Annotated in this window: 16 protein-coding genes; 7 read left to right on the plus strand and 9 right to left on the minus strand. The window is 71.9% G+C overall.

Annotated features, from left to right (window positions below; genetic code table 11):
• Positions 1–45: 45 nt before the first annotated feature.
• The 4 genes from B0E53_RS06295 (at position 46) to B0E53_RS06310 (ending at position 3,124) form a co-directional block, all read left to right on the plus strand.
• Entirely contained in the window at positions 46–1,257 is a 1,212-nt protein-coding gene (locus B0E53_RS06295) for a glycosyltransferase 87 family protein (RefSeq protein WP_107075124.1), read from the plus strand.
• Between the two features lie 55 nt (positions 1,258–1,312).
• The gene (locus tag B0E53_RS06300) at positions 1,313–1,945 is read left to right on the plus strand and encodes a phosphoribosyltransferase family protein (protein ID WP_107075125.1); all 633 of its coding nucleotides are present in this window, start codon (positions 1,313–1,315) and stop codon (positions 1,943–1,945) included.
• A 23-nt stretch (positions 1,946–1,968) separates the two neighbouring features.
• Positions 1,969–2,358, plus strand: coding sequence for a zf-TFIIB domain-containing protein (locus B0E53_RS06305; protein WP_107075141.1), 390 nt, complete (start codon positions 1,969–1,971; stop codon positions 2,356–2,358).
• An 82-nt stretch (positions 2,359–2,440) separates the two neighbouring features.
• Positions 2,441–3,124, plus strand: coding sequence for a maleylpyruvate isomerase N-terminal domain-containing protein (locus B0E53_RS06310; RefSeq protein WP_107075126.1), 684 nt, complete (start codon positions 2,441–2,443; stop codon positions 3,122–3,124).
• A gap of 18 nt (positions 3,125–3,142) precedes the next feature.
• On the opposite strand, the gene dnaB is transcribed toward B0E53_RS06310, so the two are convergent.
• On the minus strand, positions 3,143–4,546 hold the full coding sequence (gene dnaB / locus B0E53_RS06315; protein WP_107075127.1) for a replicative DNA helicase: 1,404 nt from the start codon (positions 4,544–4,546) through the stop codon (positions 3,143–3,145).
• 393 nt (positions 4,547–4,939) lie between these two features.
• Here dnaB and B0E53_RS06320 point away from each other — a divergent pair, with 393 nt between their 5' ends.
• Positions 4,940–6,484 (plus strand): hypothetical protein, encoded by a 1,545-nt coding sequence (locus B0E53_RS06320; protein WP_107075128.1) that lies wholly within the window; start codon positions 4,940–4,942, stop codon positions 6,482–6,484.
• Between the two features lie 83 nt (positions 6,485–6,567).
• On the opposite strand, the gene rplI is transcribed toward B0E53_RS06320, so the two are convergent.
• The 4 genes from rplI to rpsF form a co-directional block, all read right to left on the minus strand.
• A complete protein-coding gene (rplI, locus tag B0E53_RS06325; RefSeq protein ID WP_107075129.1) occupies positions 6,568–7,014 on the minus strand; it encodes a 50S ribosomal protein L9 in 447 nt (148 codons plus the stop codon).
• Between the two features lie 14 nt (positions 7,015–7,028).
• Positions 7,029–7,268, minus strand: coding sequence for a 30S ribosomal protein S18 (gene rpsR, locus B0E53_RS06330; RefSeq protein ID WP_007073789.1), 240 nt, complete (start codon positions 7,266–7,268; stop codon positions 7,029–7,031).
• 41 nt (positions 7,269–7,309) lie between these two features.
• Positions 7,310–7,834 carry a single-stranded DNA-binding protein gene (locus B0E53_RS06335; protein WP_210405958.1) on the minus strand — a complete coding sequence of 175 codons (525 nt, stop codon included), beginning with the start codon at positions 7,832–7,834 and terminating at the stop codon, positions 7,310–7,312.
• An 80-nt stretch (positions 7,835–7,914) separates the two neighbouring features.
• Positions 7,915–8,205, minus strand: a complete 291-nt coding sequence (gene rpsF / locus B0E53_RS06340; RefSeq protein ID WP_046563719.1) for a 30S ribosomal protein S6 — start codon at positions 8,203–8,205, stop codon at positions 7,915–7,917.
• Between the two features lie 648 nt (positions 8,206–8,853).
• Here rpsF and B0E53_RS06345 point away from each other — a divergent pair.
• Positions 8,854–9,636, plus strand: coding sequence for a deoxyribonuclease IV (locus B0E53_RS06345; RefSeq protein ID WP_107075130.1), 783 nt, complete (start codon positions 8,854–8,856; stop codon positions 9,634–9,636).
• Positions 9,633–11,771 carry a hypothetical protein gene (locus B0E53_RS06350; protein ID WP_107075131.1) on the plus strand — a complete coding sequence of 713 codons (2,139 nt, stop codon included), beginning with the start codon at positions 9,633–9,635 and terminating at the stop codon, positions 11,769–11,771. The genes B0E53_RS06345 and B0E53_RS06350 overlap by 4 nt, the downstream gene beginning before the upstream one ends.
• Before the next feature lie 12 nt (positions 11,772–11,783).
• Here B0E53_RS06350 and B0E53_RS06355 read toward each other — a convergent pair whose 3' ends face one another.
• The 4 genes from B0E53_RS06355 to B0E53_RS06370 form a co-directional block, all read right to left on the minus strand.
• A complete protein-coding gene (locus B0E53_RS06355; protein WP_107075132.1) occupies positions 11,784–13,370 on the minus strand; it encodes a glycosyltransferase 87 family protein in 1,587 nt (528 codons plus the stop codon).
• Positions 13,371–13,492: 122 nt separating this feature from the next.
• Positions 13,493–16,489, minus strand: coding sequence for a transglycosylase domain-containing protein (locus tag B0E53_RS06360; RefSeq protein WP_246835267.1), 2,997 nt, complete (start codon positions 16,487–16,489; stop codon positions 13,493–13,495).
• A gap of 294 nt (positions 16,490–16,783) precedes the next feature.
• Entirely contained in the window at positions 16,784–18,523 is a 1,740-nt protein-coding gene (locus B0E53_RS06365) for a hypothetical protein (RefSeq protein WP_107075133.1), read from the minus strand.
• Between the two features lie 298 nt (positions 18,524–18,821).
• On the minus strand, positions 18,822–20,297 hold the full coding sequence (locus B0E53_RS06370; protein WP_107075134.1) for an aminopeptidase P family protein: 1,476 nt from the start codon (positions 20,295–20,297) through the stop codon (positions 18,822–18,824).
• Positions 20,298–20,302: the final 5 nt, after the last annotated feature.

Here is a 20,302-nt window from a genome sequence, read left to right on the forward strand (position 1 = left end):
CCGGCAGCGCCGGTCTACACCGCCGGCGGCGGCCTCCCCCTCGACCTGGGCCTCTACGCCGTCTCCGCGGTGTTCGCCGCGGTCACCGCCGCCACCTCCACGCTGCTGCCGCACCGCGCCTGGGGCACGCTCGCCACCATCGGGTACGCGCTGGCGGCGCTCGCCGCCGCCGGCCAACTCCTGGCCCGGCGCCGGCGCGCCGGCACCCCCCTCGCCGGCCTGCCCGCCCGCTGGGCGGTCACCGGATTCGCCTGGGCCACCACCGCCCTGCTGCCGGTCGTCGCGCAGAGCATCCAGCGGGCCGGTGGACGGACCGACCGGGCGCAGGAGGAGGTGATCGTGGTCGAGCACGCCGGCGCGCGGCTCGCCGAGCACGGCACCCCCTACCTCGGGCACGACGCGATCGCCGCCCTGCCCCCCGGCGAGCAACTGCTCGGCTACACCCCCTACCAGCCCGGGATGGCGCTGTTCGGGCTGCCCCGGGCCGCCGCCGACGCCTGGTGGACCGATGCGCGGGTCTGGTTCGCCCTGGTCACCGCGCTGGCGCTGGCCGCCGCCGTGCTCACCCTGCGGGCCACCGCCGGCCCCGGCGCCCCCCGGCGGGACGCCGCCGTGCTGCGCGCCGTGCAGGCGGCCACCGTCCTGCCGGTCTGCGCGCTCACCCTGGCCACGGGCGGCGACGACCTGCCCGTACTCGCGTTCTGCCTGCTCGCCCTGGCCCTCGCCGCCGCCGGCCGGCCCGGCCGCGCGGGCCTCGCGGTCGGCGTGGCCGGCGCGTTGAAGCTCTTCGCCTGGCCGGTGGCGGTCGTGCTGGTCTGCTGGGCCGTCACCCGCCGGGCGGGCCTGCGCACCGCCCTGGGCGCCCTCGGCCTGCCGGTCCTCGCGCTGCTCCCCGTGCTGCTGGTCGACCGCGACGCCCTGGTGGAGAACGTGCTGCGCTTCCCGCTCGGGCACGGGCTGGTGACCAGCCCCGCGCAGTCCCCGTTCCCCGGCCACCTGATCGCGAGCGCGCTGCCCGCCGGCCGGGTGGTCGCCGCCGCGCTGCTCGTCGCCGTCGCGGTGGCGATCGCCGTCCGGCTGCTGCGCCGCCCGCCGCGCACCGCCGCCGCCACCGCGCTGATCTGCGGGTACGGGCTGCTCGCCGCGATCCTGCTGATGCCCTCGACCCGCTTCGGCTACCTGCTCTACCCCATCGCCCTGCTGGTCACCGCCCCCGCCCTGGCGCTCGCCGAGCGCCGCCCCGAGGTCGCCCCCTGACCGGCTTTCCGGGAACTGGCCGGCACGGCCCGGCCGGAGGGCGTAGACCTGAGGCATGACCACCTACCGAGACCGGGCCGAGGCGGGACGGATGCTCGCCGACCGGCTCAGCGACCTCGCCGGCCAACCCGACGTCATCGTCCTCGGGCTGGTCCGCGGCGGCGTACCCGTCGCCCGGGTGATCGCCGAACGGCTCGGCGCACCACTGGACGTGCTGGTGGTCCGCAAGCTCGGGGTGCCCTGGGCCCCCGAGGTGGCGTACGGCGCGCTCGGCCCCGGCGGGGTGCAGGTGCTCAACGAGATGGTCGCCGGCCGGATCGGCGAGGACGAGCGGTCCGAGGTACGCCGGCGCGAGCAGACCGAACTGGACCGCCGCGAGCGGCTCTACCGGGGCGGCCGCCCGCAGCTCGACCTGACCGGACGCACCGCCGTCATCGTCGACGACGGACTGGCCACGGGCGCCACCGCCCGCGCCGCCGTGCAGGTCGCCCGGCACCTGGGCGCCGCCCGCGTGGTGGTGGCCGTCCCGGTCGGCTCCGACCAGGCGTACGAGATGCTCGCCGCCGAGGCCGACCAGGTGGTCTGCGCCCAGATCCCACCCGACTTCGCCGCGGTCGGTGCGTACTACGACGACTTCCACGAGGTCTCCGACGACGAGGTGACGCAGGCGCTCACCGCCACCGCGTGAATCCACCGGGTACCTTCGGTGTCATGCAGCTCACCTGTCCCAAATGCCACGGAGAGATGCGCCAGTACGAGCGCAGCGGAGTAGTCATCGACCAGTGCGGCGAATGCCGCGGCATCTTCCTCGACCGCGGCGAACTCGAAAAGCTGTTCGAGGCCGAGTCGAACTGGAACCAGCAGCACGGCCCGCGGCAGGCCGCCCCGGCCGCCGGCGGCTACGCCCCGCCCCCGCCGCCCCCGCCCGCCGCGGCTCCGCACCAGCCCGGTTACGGCGCCGTCCCCCCGCCCCCTCCGCCGCCGCCCGGCCACGGCTACCCGCAGCCCGCGTACGGCCACGGCCAGCAGCACTACGGCTACCACGGTCACTACCGCCGCAAGAAGAAGCACGGCGGCTTCCTCGGCGAACTGTTCGACTGACCGTCGCCACGCCGGGCCGGCGACCCACCGGCCCGGCGTCGGCGTCGTGCCGGCTCCGCCCCGCCGTGGCAGGCTGCACGACATGACCGCGATCCGGCAGCACGAGGCGCTGGCGCAGGCGTACGACGGCATCACCGCCGTCGTGACCCGACTCGACGACGCCGGCCTGCAACGACCCACCCGCTGCCGGGGCTGGCTCGTCGCCGACCTGCTCTTCCACGTGCTCTGCGACGCGCAACGGGCGCTGGTCGCCCTCGCCAGCCCGGCACCCGGCCCGGCCGACGTGGACGACGTCAGCTACTGGCGCGCGTTCACCCCGGGCGGTGACGACGAGGCGAGCGTGAAGCACGCCTGGTGGGCCCGCCGCTCGGCCGCCGCCTTCGACCGGCCCAGCGGAGTGGTGCGGATCTGGTCCGACACCGCCCCCGCCGCCGTCCGGGCGGCCGCCGCCGCGGACCCCGACGGGTACGTGACCACGCAGGGGCACGTCCTGCGCGTACCCGATCTCCTCGCCACCCTGACCACCGAGGCGGTCATCCATCACCTGGACCTGGTGGTGGACCTGCCGGACGCCCCGTTCCCCGCCACCGCGCCGACGCGGGTGGCGGTGGCCACCGTGGACGGACTACTCAGCGACGACGCGGTCCGGCCGACCGGCTGGGACGACCGGGACTACCTGCTCAAGGCCACCGGCCGGGTGCCGCTCACCGACCGCGACCGGCTGGAACTGGGCGAGGCCGCCGGCTGGTTCCCCCTGCTCGGCTGACGGCTCGTCCGGTACGGCTCAGACGATGGCCATGTCGACGAAGCGGGACAGGTGCAGCTGCGCGGCCACGGTCACCGTGTCGGTCGGGCCATTCCTGTGCTTGGCGATTATGAAGTCCGCCTCACCGGCGCGCGGCGACTCCTTGTCGTAGTAGTCGTCGCGGTGCAGCAGCAGGACGACGTCAGCATCCTGCTCAATTGAACCCGATTCACGCAAATCGGACAACTGAGGACGCTTGTCGGTGCGCTGCTCCGGGCCACGGTTCAGCTGGCTCACCGCGATCACCGGGCACTCGACCTCCTTGGCCAGCAGCTTCAGGCCACGGGACAGGTCCGCGACCTCCTGCTGCCGGCTCTCGGTGCGCTTCGGCGAGGTCATCAGCTGGAGGTAGTCGACCACGATCAGCTTGAGGTCGTGCTTCTGCTTGAGCCGCCGGGCCTTGGCCCGGATCTCCATCAGGTTCATGCTCGGCGTGTCGTCGACGAAGAGCGGCGCCTCGCTGATCTCGCCCATGCAGCGGGCCAGCTTGGTCCAGTCGTCGTCGGAGAGCTGGCCGCTGCGCAGCACGTGCAGCGGTACGCGCGCCTCGGCCGAGAGGAGTCGCATGACGATCTCGACCTTGCTCATTTCCAGCGAGAAGATCGCCGACGCCTGGTTGAAGCGGATAGCGGCATTTCGGGCAAAGTCCATAGATGCGGTCGATTTGCCCAAGCCAGGTCGGCCGGCCACGATGATGAGCTGACCCGGGTGCAGGCCGTTGAGCAGGCGGTCGAGGTCGCTGAACCCGGTTGGCACACCGCTCATCACCCCACCCTGGGCGCCCACCGCCTCGATCTCGTCGAGCGTCGGCTGGAGCATGTCGGCCAGGACGGCGAAATCCTCGTTGACCCGCTTCTCGGTCACCTCGTAGACGGCCTGCTGGGCGAGGTCGACGATGTCGTCGACGTCCCGGCTGCCGCCCTGGCCGGTGCCGTAGCCCAGCTGGACGATCCTGGTGCCGGCCTCGACCAGCCGGCGCAGCACCGCCCGCTCACCGACGATGCGGGCGTAGTACGCCGCGTTGGCCGCGGTGGGGACACTGGCGATCAGTGTGTGTAGGTAGGGCGCGCCACCGATCCTGGCCAGGTCGCCGGAGTCGGCGAGCGCGGCGGCAACGGTGATCGGGTCGGCGGGCTCACCCCGGCCGTAGATGTCGAGGATCGCGTCGAAGATGGTGGCGTGCACCGGGCGGTAGAAGTCGTTCGACTTGAGGATCTCGACGACGTCCGCGATGGCGTCCTTGGAGAGCAGCATGCCGCCGAGGACGCACTGCTCGGCGGCCACGTCCTGGGGCGGGGTCTTCTCGAACTGGCCGTCCCGCTGCGCGGGTGCGGGGGATTGCCCCCCGGCCCGCTCCGAGCGCGTCTCGTCGGTGACCGACACGGGTCCCCCCTTGCTGCGTCGGATCGGATCCAGCTCTACCGCCGGGGTGTGACAACTTCCGACGACCCTCCGGTCGATCGGGGGCCATCGCCCGGACGGTCGGGGGCCACGATACGGAACCCGAGCTCAGACCCTCAACAGCACCGGTGGACGAGCCTCGGGACAACCTGTGGACACCGGTGGACAGGCATGTGCGGAGGGTGTGCACAGGGTGTGGATAAGTGATGGGGAATTCCGGGCTCCTCGATGCTGACCTGCGGTTTTACGATCCCCACCCTGTGGACGGAAGATTTCGGGTCGAGCCTTGGCGACGTTCGTCCCGTACTATCTCTGCGAACGGCTACACCTGGACAGCGGATTGCACTTTCGGTTGAGAAGGGTCACGCTCCGGCCGTGAGACACCGGGACTGGGGAAGCGGGGAGGACAGCCCGCGCGAGCGCCGGCCGAGCGCCTCCTGGGACGCTCCCGCGGACCAGTTCCCGGTCGAGTCGTCCGCCCCCGAGAGCCACCGCACACCGAGCCGCCGGCGTGCCGTCGAGCGCGGCCAGGGCGAGCCGGTCGACAGCTATCTTCCCCGGTGGGCGCTGGAGTCCGGGATCCGCCGGGCGGACGGCGGGGGCCGCCACGCCGCTCCCGACGACGGTGCGGACGTCGAGCCGCCGTACCCGGGTGGGGGCTGGCGGGCGGACGCGGGCTGGCGCCGCGAGGACGACCGCCGTGACCTGCGGGCCATCGGTTCCGGCCCGGTGTCGGAGCACACCGCCGAGTGGACCCTGGAGACCCCGCAGGACCAGGGGTACGTCGGAAGCCGGCGGGCCGACGGGATCGAGGGCGAGCCGGTCTCCGGGGTGGCCCCGCGGAGCCGGCCGCGACGCGCGGCGACCCAGCGACCGCAGGTGACCTGGTCGGGCCTGGAGGAGGGGCCCGCGTCGGGTGACGACGGTGACCGGTGGGCCGCCGAGCGGCCGACCCGGCGGAGCCGGCGCGCGGCGGCGGATTCGTGGTCGCGGCCGGCGGTGGACCCGTGGGAGCGGGGCCGAGCGGCGGAGCCGGATCCGGCGGAGCGGCCGGCGGTCGACCCGTGGGACGCGTCGGGCGTGCACGCGTGGGGCCGTCCTTCCCCCGCCGGCCGGTGGGAGCAGGCGGAGAGCCGCTGGGACCGGACGGAGCAGACCGGCGAATGGGACCGGTTCACGGACACCGGCCAGTGGGACCGGTACGCCGACACGGGCCAGTGGGACCGGGCCCGGGAGACCGGGGCCGGGGACCGGTACGCGGAGGTCGACGCGTGGGACCGGACGGCGCCGCCGGTGCCGGTCCGGGAGGGCTGGGCGTCGCCGGAGCAGGCCGAGGGGTTCTGGTCCGGGACGCGGCTGGCCGGTGACGATCCCCGCTGGACGGAGACACCGCCGTCGGCCCCCCGGTCACCGATGGTCGCCTACACCGCGCCGCGGCCGGCGCCGCGTCGCCGGGCGGTGGAGCCGGTGGGGGCGGGACGGGCCGGGGCGTCGACGCTGCGGCAGCGGGTGGAGACCATCGGCGGCGGTTCGTGGAGCCGCCGGCTGGAGGACGACCTGCTGGACCCCGATCCGGGTGGGCCGCTGCGGCCGCTGGTCTACACGGCCGCGTGCTATCTGGTGCCGGCCTTGCTGCTCTTCGTCGGGCTGCTGTTCCTCGACGGTCAGCCGCCGGCGGGGTGCGTCACCGACATCACCGGGGGCGGTTGTGACTCACCGCGGGCGCACGCGGTCGCCTCGCTGCTGGCGGGCGCGCCGCGGTTCGGGCTGGCCCTGCTGAGCAGTCTCGTGGTGGCGGTGGTGCTGCGCCGGGTCGGCACGACCTGGCGGTCGGCGACGGTGGCGCTGGCGGCGGCCGTGGTGGGTGGCGGCCTCTCCACTGTGATCATCAGCGCGGTGACGGGCCAGCCGATCGGGTGACGCGGCGACCGGCGTCCGCGTCCGGAGATGTGGAAGGGCCCGCACCGAATGTCGGTGCGGGCCCTTCCGTCGTGCTGTGGGTGTCAGCCGTTGACCACGTTCAGGTCGAACTTGGCGGTCACCTCGGGGTGCAGCCGGATGCTGACCGGGTAGGCGCCGAGCGACTTGATGTGGCTGGGCAGCTCCAGCCGACGACGGTCCAGGGTCGGGCCGCCGGCCGCCTTGACGGCGTCGACGATCTCGGCCGAGGTGACCGAGCCGAAGAGCCGGCCGCCGTCGCCGGCGCGGGCCTTCAGGTTGACCTTCAGACCCTCGATCTGGGCCTTGACCTCTCTGGCGTGGTCGAGGTCGCGGATCTCCCGGGCCGCGCGGGCCCGCTTGATGACCGTGACCTGCTTCTCCGCGCCCTTGGTCCAGGCGATCGCGAAGCCCTGCGGAAGCAGGTAGTTACGGCCGTAGCCGTCCTTCACCTCGACGATGTCGCCCGGGGCACCGAGGCCGGACACCTCCTGAGTCAGGATGATCTTCATGTCGGTGCCTCCTCTCAGCGGGCCGTGGCCGTGTACGGCAGGAGCGCCATCTCGCGGGCGTTCTTGACCGCACGGGCGATCTGCCGCTGCTGCTGCGAGGTCACGCCGGTCACCCGTCGAGCGCGGATCTTGCCGCGGTCGGAGATGAACTTGCGCAGCAGCGCGGTGTCCTTGTAGTCGATGTAGGTGATCCCGTCCTTGTCGAGCGGGTTCACCTTCTTCTTCGGCTTGCGAAGTGCCGCAGCCTTGGCCATTGCTCTTGCTCCTGGTTTGCGATCGCGGGCGCTCGGCGCCATTAGAACGGGGGCTCCTCGTCGAAGTTTCCGCCCGAACCACCGCGCGAGGGAGCCGGCGCAGCCGAGGCCCAGGGGTCGTCGAAGTTGCCTCCGCCGCCACCCTGGCCACCACCACCGAAGCCGCCGCCACCGCCGCCCGAGCGGGACATCTTCTGCACCTTCGCCGTGGCGTAGCGCAGGGACGGGCCGATCTCGTCGACCTCCAGCTCGATGACGGTGCGCTTCTCACCCTCGCGCGTCTCGTACGACCGCTGACGCAGCCGGCCGGACACGATCACCCGGGCGCCGCGCTGCAGCGACTCGGCGACGTTCTCGGCGGCCTGCCGCCAGACCGTGCACGAGAGGAACAGCGGCTCGCCGTCCTTCCACTCGCCGGACGCCTTGTCCATGAAGCGGGGCGTCGAGGCGACCCGGAACTTGGCGACCGCCGCCCCGGAGGGGGTGAACCGCAACTCGGGGTCATCGGTCAGGTTGCCGATGACCGTGATGGTGGTGTCTCCTGCCATGACCATCTCCTCGCGCACTCATCTCTGTGCCGTACAGGCTCTCAGAGCCCTCCGACAGCGTCGATGAGGCTTGATCCGGACGTACCGGGTCTAGATGCTCAGCGCATCTCCGGACGGATGACCTTGGTGCGCAGCACCGACTCGTTGAGTCGGAGCTGACGGTCCAGCTCAGCCACGGCCTCCGGCGATGCCTGGAGGTCGATGACGGCGTAGATGCCCTCGGCCTTCTTGTTGATCTCGTACGCGAGGCGCCGGCGGCCCCACACGTCGGTCTTCTCCACCGAGCCACCCGCGGTCCGGATCACGTTCAGGTACGTGTCGAGCGACGGGGCGACGGTGCGCTCCTCGAGGCTGGGGTCGAGGATCACCATGACTTCGTAATGACGCAAGACGTGCTCACCTCCTGTGGGCTAAGCGGCCACGGTCCTTCCGTGGCAGGAGGTCGTGCGTCGCTGCCGTGACCGGTGCCGGGGGAACCCGGCCGGACGCGGACAACCGGACCAGGATACCCGGTCCGGACGATCATGCCCGGGCCGGTCGTCCACGGCGTTCCGGGCGCGGCGACAGGGGCCCATCTCCGGTTCGCGTACCGGAAGATGGGCCCCTGTCCACAGGGCCGCGGGGCGTCCCGTCCGCATTCCTTGGGTGGGACCTGGGGAGGAACGACCACACCGATGAGGTTGGATCGAGGACGCCCCGCGGAGCTTTATCGTGTTGTCACCTGCTCTGACCATACAATGGCTCTCGTCACCTCTTGGGGGAAATGGAGGAATTCACCCCAGCTCACTCGGTGACGAGCCGGTCGGGTCTGACGAGCCGGATCCCGCCCCGTCGTGCCGGGCCGCACGGCGGGGCGTCCCGTTGCCGGGGGCCTCCCCTTCACCCGTGCGCGCTGTGGACCCGCGTCCGGGTGGAGCGTCGGCCATCGATCCCACCTCGGACAACGACCGCCGGGCCGGGTGGTGACGCGATCCGTACACGCAACCCCCCGCGCGCGGGAACCCCGTGCGTCGGAGGCGCGACGTAGGCTGCCCTGCATGCGAATCGGAGCCCACGTCGATCCGACCGACCCGCTGGCCGAGGCGTCCGCCCGGGACGCCGAGGCGGTGCAGTTCTTCCTCGCCGATCCCCAGGGCTGGAAGGCCCCGAAGCCGCGGGAGGACGCCGAGCGCCTGCGCGCCGCCGACGTCGACCTCTACGTGCACGCGCCGTACGTGATCAACGTGGCCACGCTGAACAACCGGATCCGCATCCCGAGCCGCAAGCTGCTGCTCGGCCACGCCGCCGCGGCGGCGGCGGTCGGCGCCAGAGGGCTGATCGTGCACGGTGGCCATGTCAACGCCGGTGACGACCTCGCCGTCGGCTTCGACAACTGGCGCAAGACCTTCGCGTACGCGGCGGACTCCGGGGGTTTCCCGCTCCCGATCCTGATCGAGAACACCGCCGGCGGCGACAAGGCCTGCGCCCGGCACCTGGACGCGCTGGCCCGGCTCTGGGACGCGCTCGGCGACTACGAGGTGGGTTTCTGCCTCGACACCTGCCACGCCCACGCCGGGGGCGAGGAGCTGCTGGGGCTGGTCGACCGGGTGAAGGCGATCACCGGCCGGATCGACCTGATCCACGCGAACAACTCCAAGGGCACGTTCAACTCCGGCCAGGACCGGCACGACAACCTGACCGGCGGGACGATCGACCCGGAGCTGGTGGTCGCGGTGATCCGGGCGGCGGGCGCGCCGGTGATCGTGGAGACCCCCGGCGGCGTCGAGGGCCAGGCCGCCGACATCGCCTTCCTGCGCGGGCAGCTGGGCGCCGCGGCATGACGACCGAGCAGTCCGACGCGCCCGGCGGCCGGGCCGGCAGCGCCCCGCGGCCGGCCACCGGCGATGCCCGGCCCGACGCGACGCCTGACGCGGCGGGCGGCAGCGACACGACCGCCCGGGCCGGCGCGGACGGCGCGGGTGCGGACAAGGCCGCACCCAACGGCAGGGCCGACACCGGCGGCAAGGCCAGGAGCGGCGACAACGCCGGAACCGACAAGATCGGGCCCGACAGCAGCGCCGAGCCCAGCAAGGCCGAGGTCGCCGAGGCCGAGAAGGACGGCAAGGCCGAGACGGACGACGAGGCCGAGGCGGGCAAGCCTGGGACCGGCGACCAGGCGAAGAGCCACGACAAGGACGGGGAGCAGCCCGGCGACCCCTGGACCGCGTTCGGTCCCGCCCCCGACCCGGTGCTGACCCGGCCCCGCCGGGCGGTCCGCGCGGTGGGCCGGTTCGTGGTGCACGAGTGGACCCTGGCCGCCGTCGCCTCACTGGCGCTGGCCGTGCTGATGACCTGGCCCACGCTGCGCTACCCGCGCTACACCCTGCCGCAGGACTACTGGGACCCGAGCCTCCAGTCGTGGCAGCTGGCCTGGTCCGGGCACATCCTGCTGACCGACCCGGGGCAGCTGTGGAGCTCGAACACGTTCTTCCCGGAGCCGTGGAGCTTCGCCTTCTCCGACACGCTGCTCGGGTACGCCCCGGCCGGCATGATCGGGGTCGGCCCCGAGGACGCCCTGCTGCGCTACAACATCATGTTCGTGCTGGCCCACGCGCTCGCCACGTTCGGGGCGTACGCGCTGGCGCGGCAGCTCGGCGCGGGCCGGATCGGCGGCGCGGTGGCCGGGGCGAGCTACACGTACGCCCCGTGGCTGCTGGCCCAGGCCGGGCACCTGCACATCATCTCCAACGGCGGCATCCCGCTGGCGCTGGCCATGCTGGCCCGGGGTCACGGCTGGTCGCTGCGGCACGGCTACCGGCCGCGGCGCCGGCACGCCGGCTGGGCGTTCGCCGGCTGGCTGGTGGCCGCCTGGCAGCTCAGCCTCGGCTTCGGCATCGGGCTGCCGTTCGCGTACCTGCTAGCCGGTGTCGTGCTGGTCTCGGCGGTCGTCTGGTTCGTGCGGCGGCGCCGGGTGAAGCGCCCGTTCGGCCGGCGGCTGTTCCTGGCCGACCTGCTCGGCGGGCTGGTCTTCGCCGCGGTGGGCGCCGCGCTGGCCGTGCCGTACTTCAAGGTGGCCGAGCTGCACCCGAACGCGGCGCGGACGCTCGGCGAGATCCAGCTCTACTCGCCGCCGGCCAGCGGGTTCTTCACCGCCCCCGCCGAGTCGCGCATCTGGGGTGAGCTGCACGAGGGGGCAAGGGCCGCGCTGCCCTGGCACCCCGAGATGACGCTGCTGCCGGGCTTCGTGCTCTACGCGCTGGCCGCCGGCGGGCTCTTCTTCTCGGTCTGGCGGGTCCGCCACCGGCTCTTCCTGCTGGCCGGGGTGCTGGTCACGATGGCGCTGGCCATGGGCACCCGGTTCCTCCACGGCCGGTTCACCTACGTGCCGCTCTTCGAGCACCTGCCGGGCTGGAACGGGCTGCGGACGCCGGGCCGGATGATGCTCTGGGCCACCCTCCTGCTCGGCCTGCTCGCGGCCGGCGCGGTGACCGCGTTCTGCGCCCGGGTACGCGAGCTCGCCGCCGAGCGGGTCCCGCCGTGGCCGGGCCCGTGGCTGCGGCTGGCCACGCTGGTGCCGCTGCTGCTGGTCGTGGTGGAGGGGTTGAACGTCACCCCGCACCCCGTGGTACCGCGACAGCCGGCGGTGATGCGCACCGTGGACGGCCCGATGCTGGTGCTGCCGAGCAGCCAGAACCTGGACCAGCCGGTGATGCTCTGGTCGACCGACCGGTTCCAGCGGATGGTCAACGGCGGCAGCGGCTTCACCCCGAACTCCCAGGCCCAGGTACGCGAGGCCACGGTCGGCTTCCCCGACTTCGGCAGCGTCGACTACCTGCGCCGGCTGGGCGTGAAGAACGTGGTGGTGCTCCGCGACCGGCTGGGCGGCACCCCGTGGGAGGGGATGCTCGACCGGCCGGTCGACGGGCTGGGCGTGACCCGGGAAGAGGTCGGCGACGCGGTGGTCTACCGCCTCTGACCGGCGTCCCGGTCAGGCGGTGACCGGCTCGGCGGGACGGTCGACGGCGGCGGGGCGGTGCCGCCAGCGCTGGTACCAGGGCGCGTCCTCGGCGCCGTCGAGCACCCCGCCGTCCGGGTCGTCGGCGTAGGTGTCCCGGACCGCGTCGCGCTCGGGGCGCAGGATGTCCCGGATCACGAAGCCGCAGAGCACCGCCACGGTGATCAGGCGCAGGCTGGCGGCCAGCACGAAGACCCCCTCGGGGAAGACCGGCCGGGTGGTGGCCGCCCCCAGCAGCTCGCCGTAGAAGGCGGCGAAGTAGCAGACCTCGGCGACCTGCCAGGCCAGGAAGGCACCCCAGCGCGGCCGGGCGAGCACCGCGAGCGGGAGCAGCCAGAGCACGAACTGCTGGGACCAGACCTTGCTGAAGATCAGGAAGGCGGCGACCACCAGGAAGGCCAGCTGGGCGAGCCGGGGCCGGCGCGGGGCGAGCAGCGCCAGCGCGGTCACGCCGAGGCAGGCCAGGCCGAAGAGCAGGTACGACAGCCAGTTGAGGGCGGAGATGTGCACGTTCAGCCACTCGAAGGGCCCGAGGTCACCGGGCCTGGAAGGGCTGATCCTGCCGTCGAGGTAGCGGCCGATGTACCAGAGCGTGCCCCAGTCGATCGGCCGGGTGGTGTTCAGGTCGAAGAACCTGCCCCAGCTCTCGGGGTAGGGGATCGCGACTGGCAGGTTCACCACCACCACCGTCAGCGCGGCCGTGCCGACGGACACGACGGCGGGCAGGATGCGGCCGGCGCGGATCGCGAGCACCAGGATCGGCCCGAGGATGAACAGTGGCCACAGCTTCGCCGCGCCGCCGAGGCCGAGCAGCACCCCGGCGAGACCGGCCAGCAGGACGCCCGTGAGGTCGAGTCGGGTGCGCGCCCAGGCCCACAGCCCGAAGGCGGCCAGCCCGACGGCGAGCAGGTCCCAGTTGACGGTGGCGGTGAGCACCAGGGCCGGTGAGAGCGCGAAGAGGGCCGCGTCCCACGGTCTGCGGCGCCGCAGGCTGAGGATGACCGCGACGGTGGCGACGGCGAGCGCGCTGAGCACCAGCGCGTTGAGGTTGTAGAACCACTGCCCCTGGTTGATGCCGGGGTTGTCCACGCCGAGGGCGTGCACCGGCAGGCCGATCGCGCCCATGAAGTAGCCGGTCAGCACCGGGTACTCCACCGGGTGGTCGGCGTAGGGGACCTTGCCCTCGTTGAGCCCCTCGGCGTAGTAGAGGGCCAGCACGTCGGTGTAGCACATCCGGGTGTACTGGACGTTGTTCTGCCAGGCGCCGTCCTGGCAGGGCGACTTCTGCACCCAGTGCAGGGCCAGCGTCAGGCAGGCCAGGGCCAGCACGATCCGCGCCGCGGTCCAGAACCGGCCCTCCCGGCCGGCGGGCCGGTCCAGGGCGACGGCGTGGTCGCCCAGCGGGCCGCCGATCAGCTCGGCGGCGCCGCGGACGAGACCGTCCGAGCGGGACGGGTGGTCCACGACGGCTCCAGGTCGTCGCGCGACGGGGGACGCGCCGAGCTGGAGTTGCCGGTCGGACCCGTTCTCGTCGATGCCTGCGGTCGACTCGGTGCTCATGGAGAGGCATCCTGCCGTACGCCGGGCCCCGCCGTCCCGCCTCGCGGGCAGAAATTCCCGTACGCGAAACGCCGACGGCGGCCGGACCAGGTGGTCCGGCCGCCGTCGTCAGGCTGTGGGCGTCAGTAGCTCTGCCGGGTCGGTGGTGTGCTCGGCAGCAGGCCGCCGCCACCGCCGCGGCCGCCACCGCCCGGGTTGCCGCCGCCCGGGCCGCCGCCGCCCGGGTTGCCGCCGCCGGGGTTGCCGCCCGGACAGAACAGGCCCAGCGGGTCGTCGCAGCCCGGCTGCTGGCCCGGCTGCGTCGGGTCCGGCGGCGGCTGCTCGCCGTTGCCGACGTCGTCCTTGCCGATGTGCGCGGCCGCCGGGAAGTCCATCTTGTCCTTGCCCTTGAGCGCCTCGTTCATGAAGCGCTGGAAAATGGCGCCGGGCATCTTGGCACCGCTGATCTTGTTGCCGTCCTTGTCCTTGATCGCCTTGCGGTCGCCCTTGTTGCCGACCCAGACGGCGGTGGCGAGCTGCGGCGTGTAGCCGATCATCCAGGCGTCACCGTTGTCGAGGGTCTTCGAGTTGAGCTCCCAGGTACCGGTCTTCTCGGCGGCCTTCCGGCCGTCGTCCAGCCGGCGGCCGACGGCAGCCGGGTACTCCTCCAGCACGGAGGTGACGTCGGCCACGACGTCCTTTGGGATGCGCTGCTGCGACTTCAGCTTGGGGGCCCCGACGAGGTCCCACTTGCCGGTGTCCGGGTTCTGCTGCTCGACCTTCTTGATGAAGTGCGCCTTGTTGTAGACGCCCTGGTTCGCGAAGGTGGCGACCCCGTTGGCGTGGTCGAGCACGGTGATCGGGTACTGGCCGTAGCCGATCACGTGGAAGAACGGGTCCGGGGCCAGTTCCTTCGGGTCCGCCTTGACGAGGTCGTACGCCTTGGCCGGGTTGGTGTCGGTGCGCCACATGGTGGTGACGCCGGCCTGCTTGGCCATGTCGAGCACCTTGTCCGGGCCGATCTTCTCGGTGATGTAGTAGAACGGCACGTTCAGCGACTTCAGCGTCGACTGCTCGAGCGTGCAGGAGTTGCCGCAGGACGCGTCGTTGCCGGCGTTGCTGACCTTGAACTCCATGCCCTCCGGGGTGAACGACTTGCCCTTCCACCGCGACTTGAGGGAGATGCCCTCCTTGAGCGCCGCCGCCAGGGTGTAGATCTTGAAGCTCGAACCCGGCGAGTGGCCGCCACTGACCACGCCGTTGTCGACGTTCTTGCCGGCGTAGTCGGTGCCGGTGCCGTTGTCGCCGCCGTAGTAGGCGCGCACCTCGCCGTTGCTCGGGTCGATGGACACCACGGCCGCCATCAGGTTCGCCGGCTGCCCGGCGAGCTCGGAGCCCTTCTTGGCCCGCTGGGCCGCCTCGAGCGCCGCCGCCTGGATCTTGGTGTCGATGGTGGTGGTGACCCGGTAACCGCCCCGGCTCAGCGCCTTCGAGCAGAGCGGCTTCTTCGGCGTGACCTCGGCCTCGTTGTCGGTGCAGAGGTTCATCTCGCGCATCTCCTGCGCGACGTAGTTGACCACGTTGCCGTACGGGGTGTCGATGCCGAAGCCGCCGCCGTTGTTCTTCGTGGGCTTCTTGAGCGACTTGGTCGGGTACTCGGTGGGGTGCTGCGGCATGTTCGGCGCGTCGAGCCACTTCTCGGTGATCATGCCGTTGATGACGTAGTTCCACCGGTCCAGCGCGGCCTGCGGGTTGACCGCCGGGTCGTAGCCCTGGTGTGTCGTGCTCGGTTCGGGCTGCTTGATGAGCGCGGCGAGCACGGCCGCCTCCGCAACGGTCAGCTTGGACACGTCCTTGCCGAAGTACGTCTGTGCCGCCGCCTGGATGCCGTACGCGCCGCGGCCGAAGTAGATCACGTTCAGGTAGTGCTGCATGATCGTCCGCTTGTCGTACTTGTCGTTCAGCTTGGAGGCGAGGATCGCCTCCTTCACCTTGCGGCCGTACGTGTCCTGGTTCAGGTTGTCGAACGCGTTGCGGGCGTACTGCTGGGTGATCGTCGAGGCGCCCTGCTTGTCGCCGCCGCTGATGTTGTTCCAGGCGGCCCGGGCGATGCCCTTGTAATCCACACCCGAGTGCCGGTAGAAGTTCCGGTCCTCCGCCGCGGCGACGGCGTGCTGCACCCACTCCGGGATCTGGTCGATGGTGACCAGCTGCCGGTTCTGGTCACCGACCTTGGCGATGGTGGTCTTGCCGGTGCGGTCGTAGATGGCGGTCGACAGCGGCGGGATGGTGTCCTCGGGCAGCAGCACCTTCTGCGAGTACCACGTGAAGCCGACCACGCCCATTCCGGCGAGCATGACGAACACGGCGAACCCGGCGATCAGCATGTTGATCCGCCGGCGCTTCTTCGCCCGCGCCCGCGACGCCGGGTCGTCCCCGCGGCCGCCGCGACCACCGCGACCGGGGCCGGTCGGGCCGCCCGGCCCACCGGGGCCGCCCGGCGCGCCGCCGTACTTGAATTCGGCGGCGTTGCCGTCCTTGACGGTGAGGTCCTTCAGGGTCAGGTCGCCGCCGTCGACGACCCGGAAGATCCGGAAGGCGTCCTCGGAGTCGCGCTTGATCGTGGCGTCGTTGCCCTTGATCGTGATCTCCTGCCGGATGACCGGCAGGCCGGCGCCGGACTTCTTGTCGCTGAAGCTGAGCTCGTAGGTGCAGTGCTCGGCCAGCTTCAGCGTGCCGCCGTGGTCCCGGTTGGCCAGGTCCACGGCCTCGATCAGCTTCTCCTCGTCACAGGGCACCTCCCGCACGCGCCCGTGCTCGTCGTTGTCCCGGTCCTTGTCGCCGCGCTCGCCGCGGTTGTTGTCCCGGTTGTCCCGGTCCTTGCCGTCCCGGCCGGACTCGTCCGCGGCGTTCTCGTCGGCCTGCGCGCCGCCGTCGTCCTTGACCTGCTGGGCGGTCGACCACTTCACGTCGGCGAGCCGGTGGGGGCCGGTGACCCCGGTGGTCGCGTACGCCACACCGGCGAGGCTGACCGCTCCGGTCAGACCCACGACGCCGGTGGCGAGCCAGAGCCGACGACGGCGGATCGGGGAGGTGGTCTCACGGGTGGCGCCGTTGTTATTGCGAAGGTTGTTGGACATCGGAGCTCTCTGCCCTCTCCTTGTACCGACAAGGTCGCTTCGCCACGGCGAGGCGGCCTTCGCTACAAATCGGTTGTAGCTGCTGAAGATGACCGTATGGGAATCTTCTTCACCTGGTGCTCTTATACGAAAAAAGCCCACATTCGGGCGTGGGTGGTGCGGCGAGCGCAGAGCGGCGCGAGTGGGCCGGGAGGTGTCATGGGCGGCGAACATCACCGGCGCGGCCGAAAGGGGGAGGGGAGCCCCCTTCCGCCGTCACGCGGCGGAAAGGGGCTCCCGCGGTTATGTGGTGGTTCAGTTGAAGCAGTCCTTGACGGTGCCCGCGCAGTTGGTCGGGTCGTTGTTGGACACGGTGGACTTGTCGTCGAGGCGGACCTTGCCCTTGTGGTTGAGGATGCCGCCGGCGACGCGGTGGTTCTTGGAGCTGTCGGTGGCGGTGTTCTTGGTGACGTGGGTCTTGGTCAGGGTGACCGTGCCCTTGTTGTTGAAGATGCCGCCGCCGTTGAGGGCGGTGTTGCCCTTGATCTCGGTGTCCCGGAGGGTGAGGGTGGCGTTGTCGCCTTCGCCCTCGGGCCATTCCTGGTAGCCGTCCTCGACCTTGTAGAGGCCGGTTTCGCCGTTGAAGATGCCGCCGCCGAAGCGGCCGGCGCTGTTGTCGACGATCTTGCTGTCGGAGATGGTGGCGGTGGCCTCGTCCTCGCGGTCCTTGTTGCGGCTGTCGCTGGAGAGGGCTTCGCGCTTCTTCTCTTCGCCGCCGGTGTTGACGATGCCGCCGCCGTCCTTGTCGGCGTGGTTCTTGGCGACGAGGACCTTCTCGAGGTCGAGGTTGGTGTCGCGGGCGTAGATGCCGCCGCCGCTGTCGCAGGCGCTGTTGCCCTTGATCTCGGAGAGCACGATCTTCACGAACCCGCCCGAGCTGAAGACACCGCCGCCGTTCTCGCCGGCCCGGTTGTCCTCGATGGAGGTCTTGAAGATCTCCACGCTGCCGGCCTTGTCCCGGCCTTCCGAGCCCGGGTAGGAGCTGGTCTCCCAGTCCTTGCCCTTGCCCTTGTCCTCGCCGTTGGCGATCCCACCGCCGTTCTTTCCGGCGGTGTTGTTGGCGATGCGGGACTCCTTGACCGTCAGGACGCCGACGTTGAAGATCCCGCCGCCGTTCTTCTGGGCGTGGTTGTCCTCGACCTTGCTCTCCTCGACGTCGACCCGGCCGAAGTTGGCGATGGCGCCGCCGTTGCCCTCGGCGTTGTTGCGGGTCAGCGTGACCTTCTTCAGGTGCGCGCTGCCGCCCCGCTCGACCAGGATCGCGCCGCCGTCGGCGTCACCCTTTTCGCCCTTCGGCGGCGTCGGGATGGCGGGCGCCCCGCCGGGCGCGGCGGCCATCGGCGCGCCGCCGTACTTGAATTCGGCGGCGTTGCCGTCCTTGACGGTGAGGTCCTTCAGGGTCAGGTCGCCGCCGTCGACGACCCGGAAGATCCGGAAGGCGTCCTCGGAGTCGCGCTTGATCGTGGCGTCGTTGCCCTTGATCGTGATCTCCTGCCGGATGACCGGCAGGCCGGCGCCGGACTTCTTGTCGCTGAAGCTGAGCTCGTAGGTGCAGTGCTCGGCCAGCTTCAGCGTGCCGCCGTGGTCCCGGTTGGCCAGGTCCACGGCCTCGATCAGCTTCTCCTCGTCACAGGGCACCTCCCGCACGCGCCCGTGCTCGTCGTCCCGGTCGTTCCGGTCGTCCCGGTTGTCCCGGTCCTTGCCGTCCCGGCCGTACTGGTCCTCGCGGTTCTGCGCCTCGGCGTCGGTGTCCTCGCCGTGCTTGTCGGCCGCCTTGCCGCCGTCGGCGGCGTTCTGCGGCGCCGCCGCGCGGTTCTCCGCGACCCGCTGCGGGTCGTCGGACTTGTTGTCGCGAGCGGCGAGGCCACCGAGGGCCGCCAGGCCGACGACGCCGGTCAGCCCGGCCACGCCGGTGGCGACCCAGAGTGCCCGCCGCCTGCTCGTCGGCGGGGGCATCGGTGCCCCGCCGTCGGAAGTCGTTACGTCGTTGGACATCAGAGCCTTCCGCCCTTTCGGTTTCTACCAAAGGGGTCGCACCGGTCTCAGCCGCGCGACCAGCTACAAATCGGTTGCAGCCTCTGATCGTCACCGTATGAGAAGGATCCTCGCGACGCGGACGTATCCGAAGAAATCGCGCATTTGGCTCACATCCGGCGGGGCGGCGCAGGGGGGTCAAGCGGCACCAGCAGGACCGTGAGCAGCGCAAACGACGACGGGCCCGACGTCGGCGTCGTTACCGCGAGAAACCTCGCAGACGCCGGCAGCGGGCCCGCCGGGGGTCGTGACTGTCGGATCAGCCGGGCAGGCGGGGGCCGGCCTCGCGCTGCTCGGCCAGCCAGGTCTCCACCTCGTCCGATCGGCGCGGCAGCCCGGCCGAGAGGTTCACCGAACCGTCGGCGGTGACCAGGATGTCGTCCTCGATCCGCACGCCGATGCCGCGCAGCTCCTCGGGGACCAGCTCGTCCTCCGGCTGGAAGTAGAGCCCCGGCTCGACGGTGAGCACGTAGCCCTCGCCGAGCGGCCCGTCCCGGTAGGTCTCCTTGCGGGCGTTGGCGCAGTCGTGCACGTCGATGCCGAGCATGTGGCTGGTGCCGTGCAGCGTCCAGCGGCGGTAGACCGTCGACGCCGGGTCCATCGCCTCGTCGACGCTCACCGGCAGCAGGCCGAGGTCCTTCAGCGCCTCGGCGAGCACCCGCATGGCGGTCAGGTGCACCTCGCGGAACGCCACGCCCGGCTTGATCACGTCGATGCCGGCCTGCTGGGCGGCGTAGACGGCGTCGTAGACCTGGCGCTGCAGCGGGGTGAACCGGCCGTCGACCGGGAGCACCCGGGTGACGTCGGCCGTGTACAGGTTGCGGTTCTCCACGCCCATGTCCATCAGCAGCAGCTCGCCCGGGCGGGTCGCCCCGTGGTTGTGCACCCAGTGCAGGATCGTGGCGTGCTCGCCGGCGCCCACGATCGAGCCGTAGCCGACGTCGTTGCCGTCGTGCCGGGCGCGCAGCGCGAAGATCCCCTCCAGCAGCCGCTCGGACACCGCCCGGTCGGCCGGGAGCGCCCGGGCCACGTCCTCGAAGCCGCGGACGGTGGCGTCGCACGCCTCCTGGAGCTGGGCGATCTCCCACTCGTCCTTGACCAGCTTCAGCTCCGAGATGGCGATGGCCAGCTCCCGGTCACGGCCCGGCTGCCCCTCGTCCCGCGCCCCGTCGTACGGCCGCACCGCCGCGTCCACCCGGGCGTCGAAGCCGCGCAGCACCCGGGTCCGCCCCGGCGCCAGCTCGGCCAGCGCCGCGTCCAGCTCGGTCAGGTCGGCGGTGGGCAGGCCCAGCTCGGTCGCCTTTTCCTTCAGCGTCGGCCGCCGGCCCACCCACAGCTCGCCGTGGCGGCTGCGGAAGAACTCGTCGGTCGCCCGGGACGACCGGGGCCGCATGAACAGCGTGGCCTCGCCGCCGGGCCGGAGCACGAGCACGCTGTCCGGCTCCAGGTCGCCGGTCAGGTACGCGAAGTCGCTGCCCGGCCGGAACCGGTGGTCGGTGTCGTTGGCGCGTACCTTCTCGGTGCCGGTCGGGATGACCAGCGTCTCTCCCGGGAACGCCTCGGCCAGCGCGGCCCGCCGCTTGGCGTGGTTGGGCACCTCCGGTCGGGGACCGACCGGCAGCTCCGTGTCCCGCCAGCCTTGCCGCATGAAGGACAGGAACGCCTCCGGGAAGTCCGGGTCGTGCGATTCGGTGCCGTCCGCCGGCTTGCCCTGCTGCGTCCGCTCCTCGGCCATGATCC

It is taken from the genome of Micromonospora sp. MH33 (assembly GCF_003013775.1).
Lineage (GTDB): Bacteria > Actinomycetota > Actinomycetes > Mycobacteriales > Micromonosporaceae > Micromonospora > Micromonospora fulviviridis.

Excerpts from the sequence above, each read along its gene's own strand:
- B0E53_RS06360 (WP_246835267.1), bottom strand. The coding sequence starts at position 16,489 with ATGTCCAACAACCTTCGCAATAACAACGGCGCCACCCGTGAGACCACC.
- B0E53_RS06370 (WP_107075134.1), bottom strand. The coding sequence starts at position 20,297 with ATGGCCGAGGAGCGGACGCAGCAGGGCAAGCCGGCGGACGGCACCGAA.
- B0E53_RS06345 (WP_107075130.1), top strand. The coding sequence starts at position 8,854 with ATGCGAATCGGAGCCCACGTCGATCCGACCGACCCGCTGGCCGAGGCG.
- rplI (WP_107075129.1), bottom strand. The coding sequence starts at position 7,014 with ATGAAGATCATCCTGACTCAGGAGGTGTCCGGCCTCGGTGCCCCGGGC.
- rpsR (WP_007073789.1), bottom strand. The coding sequence starts at position 7,268 with ATGGCCAAGGCTGCGGCACTTCGCAAGCCGAAGAAGAAGGTGAACCCG.
- B0E53_RS06350 (WP_107075131.1), top strand. The coding sequence starts at position 9,633 with ATGACGACCGAGCAGTCCGACGCGCCCGGCGGCCGGGCCGGCAGCGCC.
- B0E53_RS06300 (WP_107075125.1), top strand. The coding sequence starts at position 1,313 with ATGACCACCTACCGAGACCGGGCCGAGGCGGGACGGATGCTCGCCGAC.
- B0E53_RS06355 (WP_107075132.1), bottom strand. The coding sequence starts at position 13,370 with ATGAGCACCGAGTCGACCGCAGGCATCGACGAGAACGGGTCCGACCGG.
- B0E53_RS06310 (WP_107075126.1), top strand. The coding sequence starts at position 2,441 with ATGACCGCGATCCGGCAGCACGAGGCGCTGGCGCAGGCGTACGACGGC.
- B0E53_RS06365 (WP_107075133.1), bottom strand. The coding sequence starts at position 18,523 with ATGTCCAACGACGTAACGACTTCCGACGGCGGGGCACCGATGCCCCCG.
- B0E53_RS06305 (WP_107075141.1), top strand. The coding sequence starts at position 1,969 with ATGCAGCTCACCTGTCCCAAATGCCACGGAGAGATGCGCCAGTACGAG.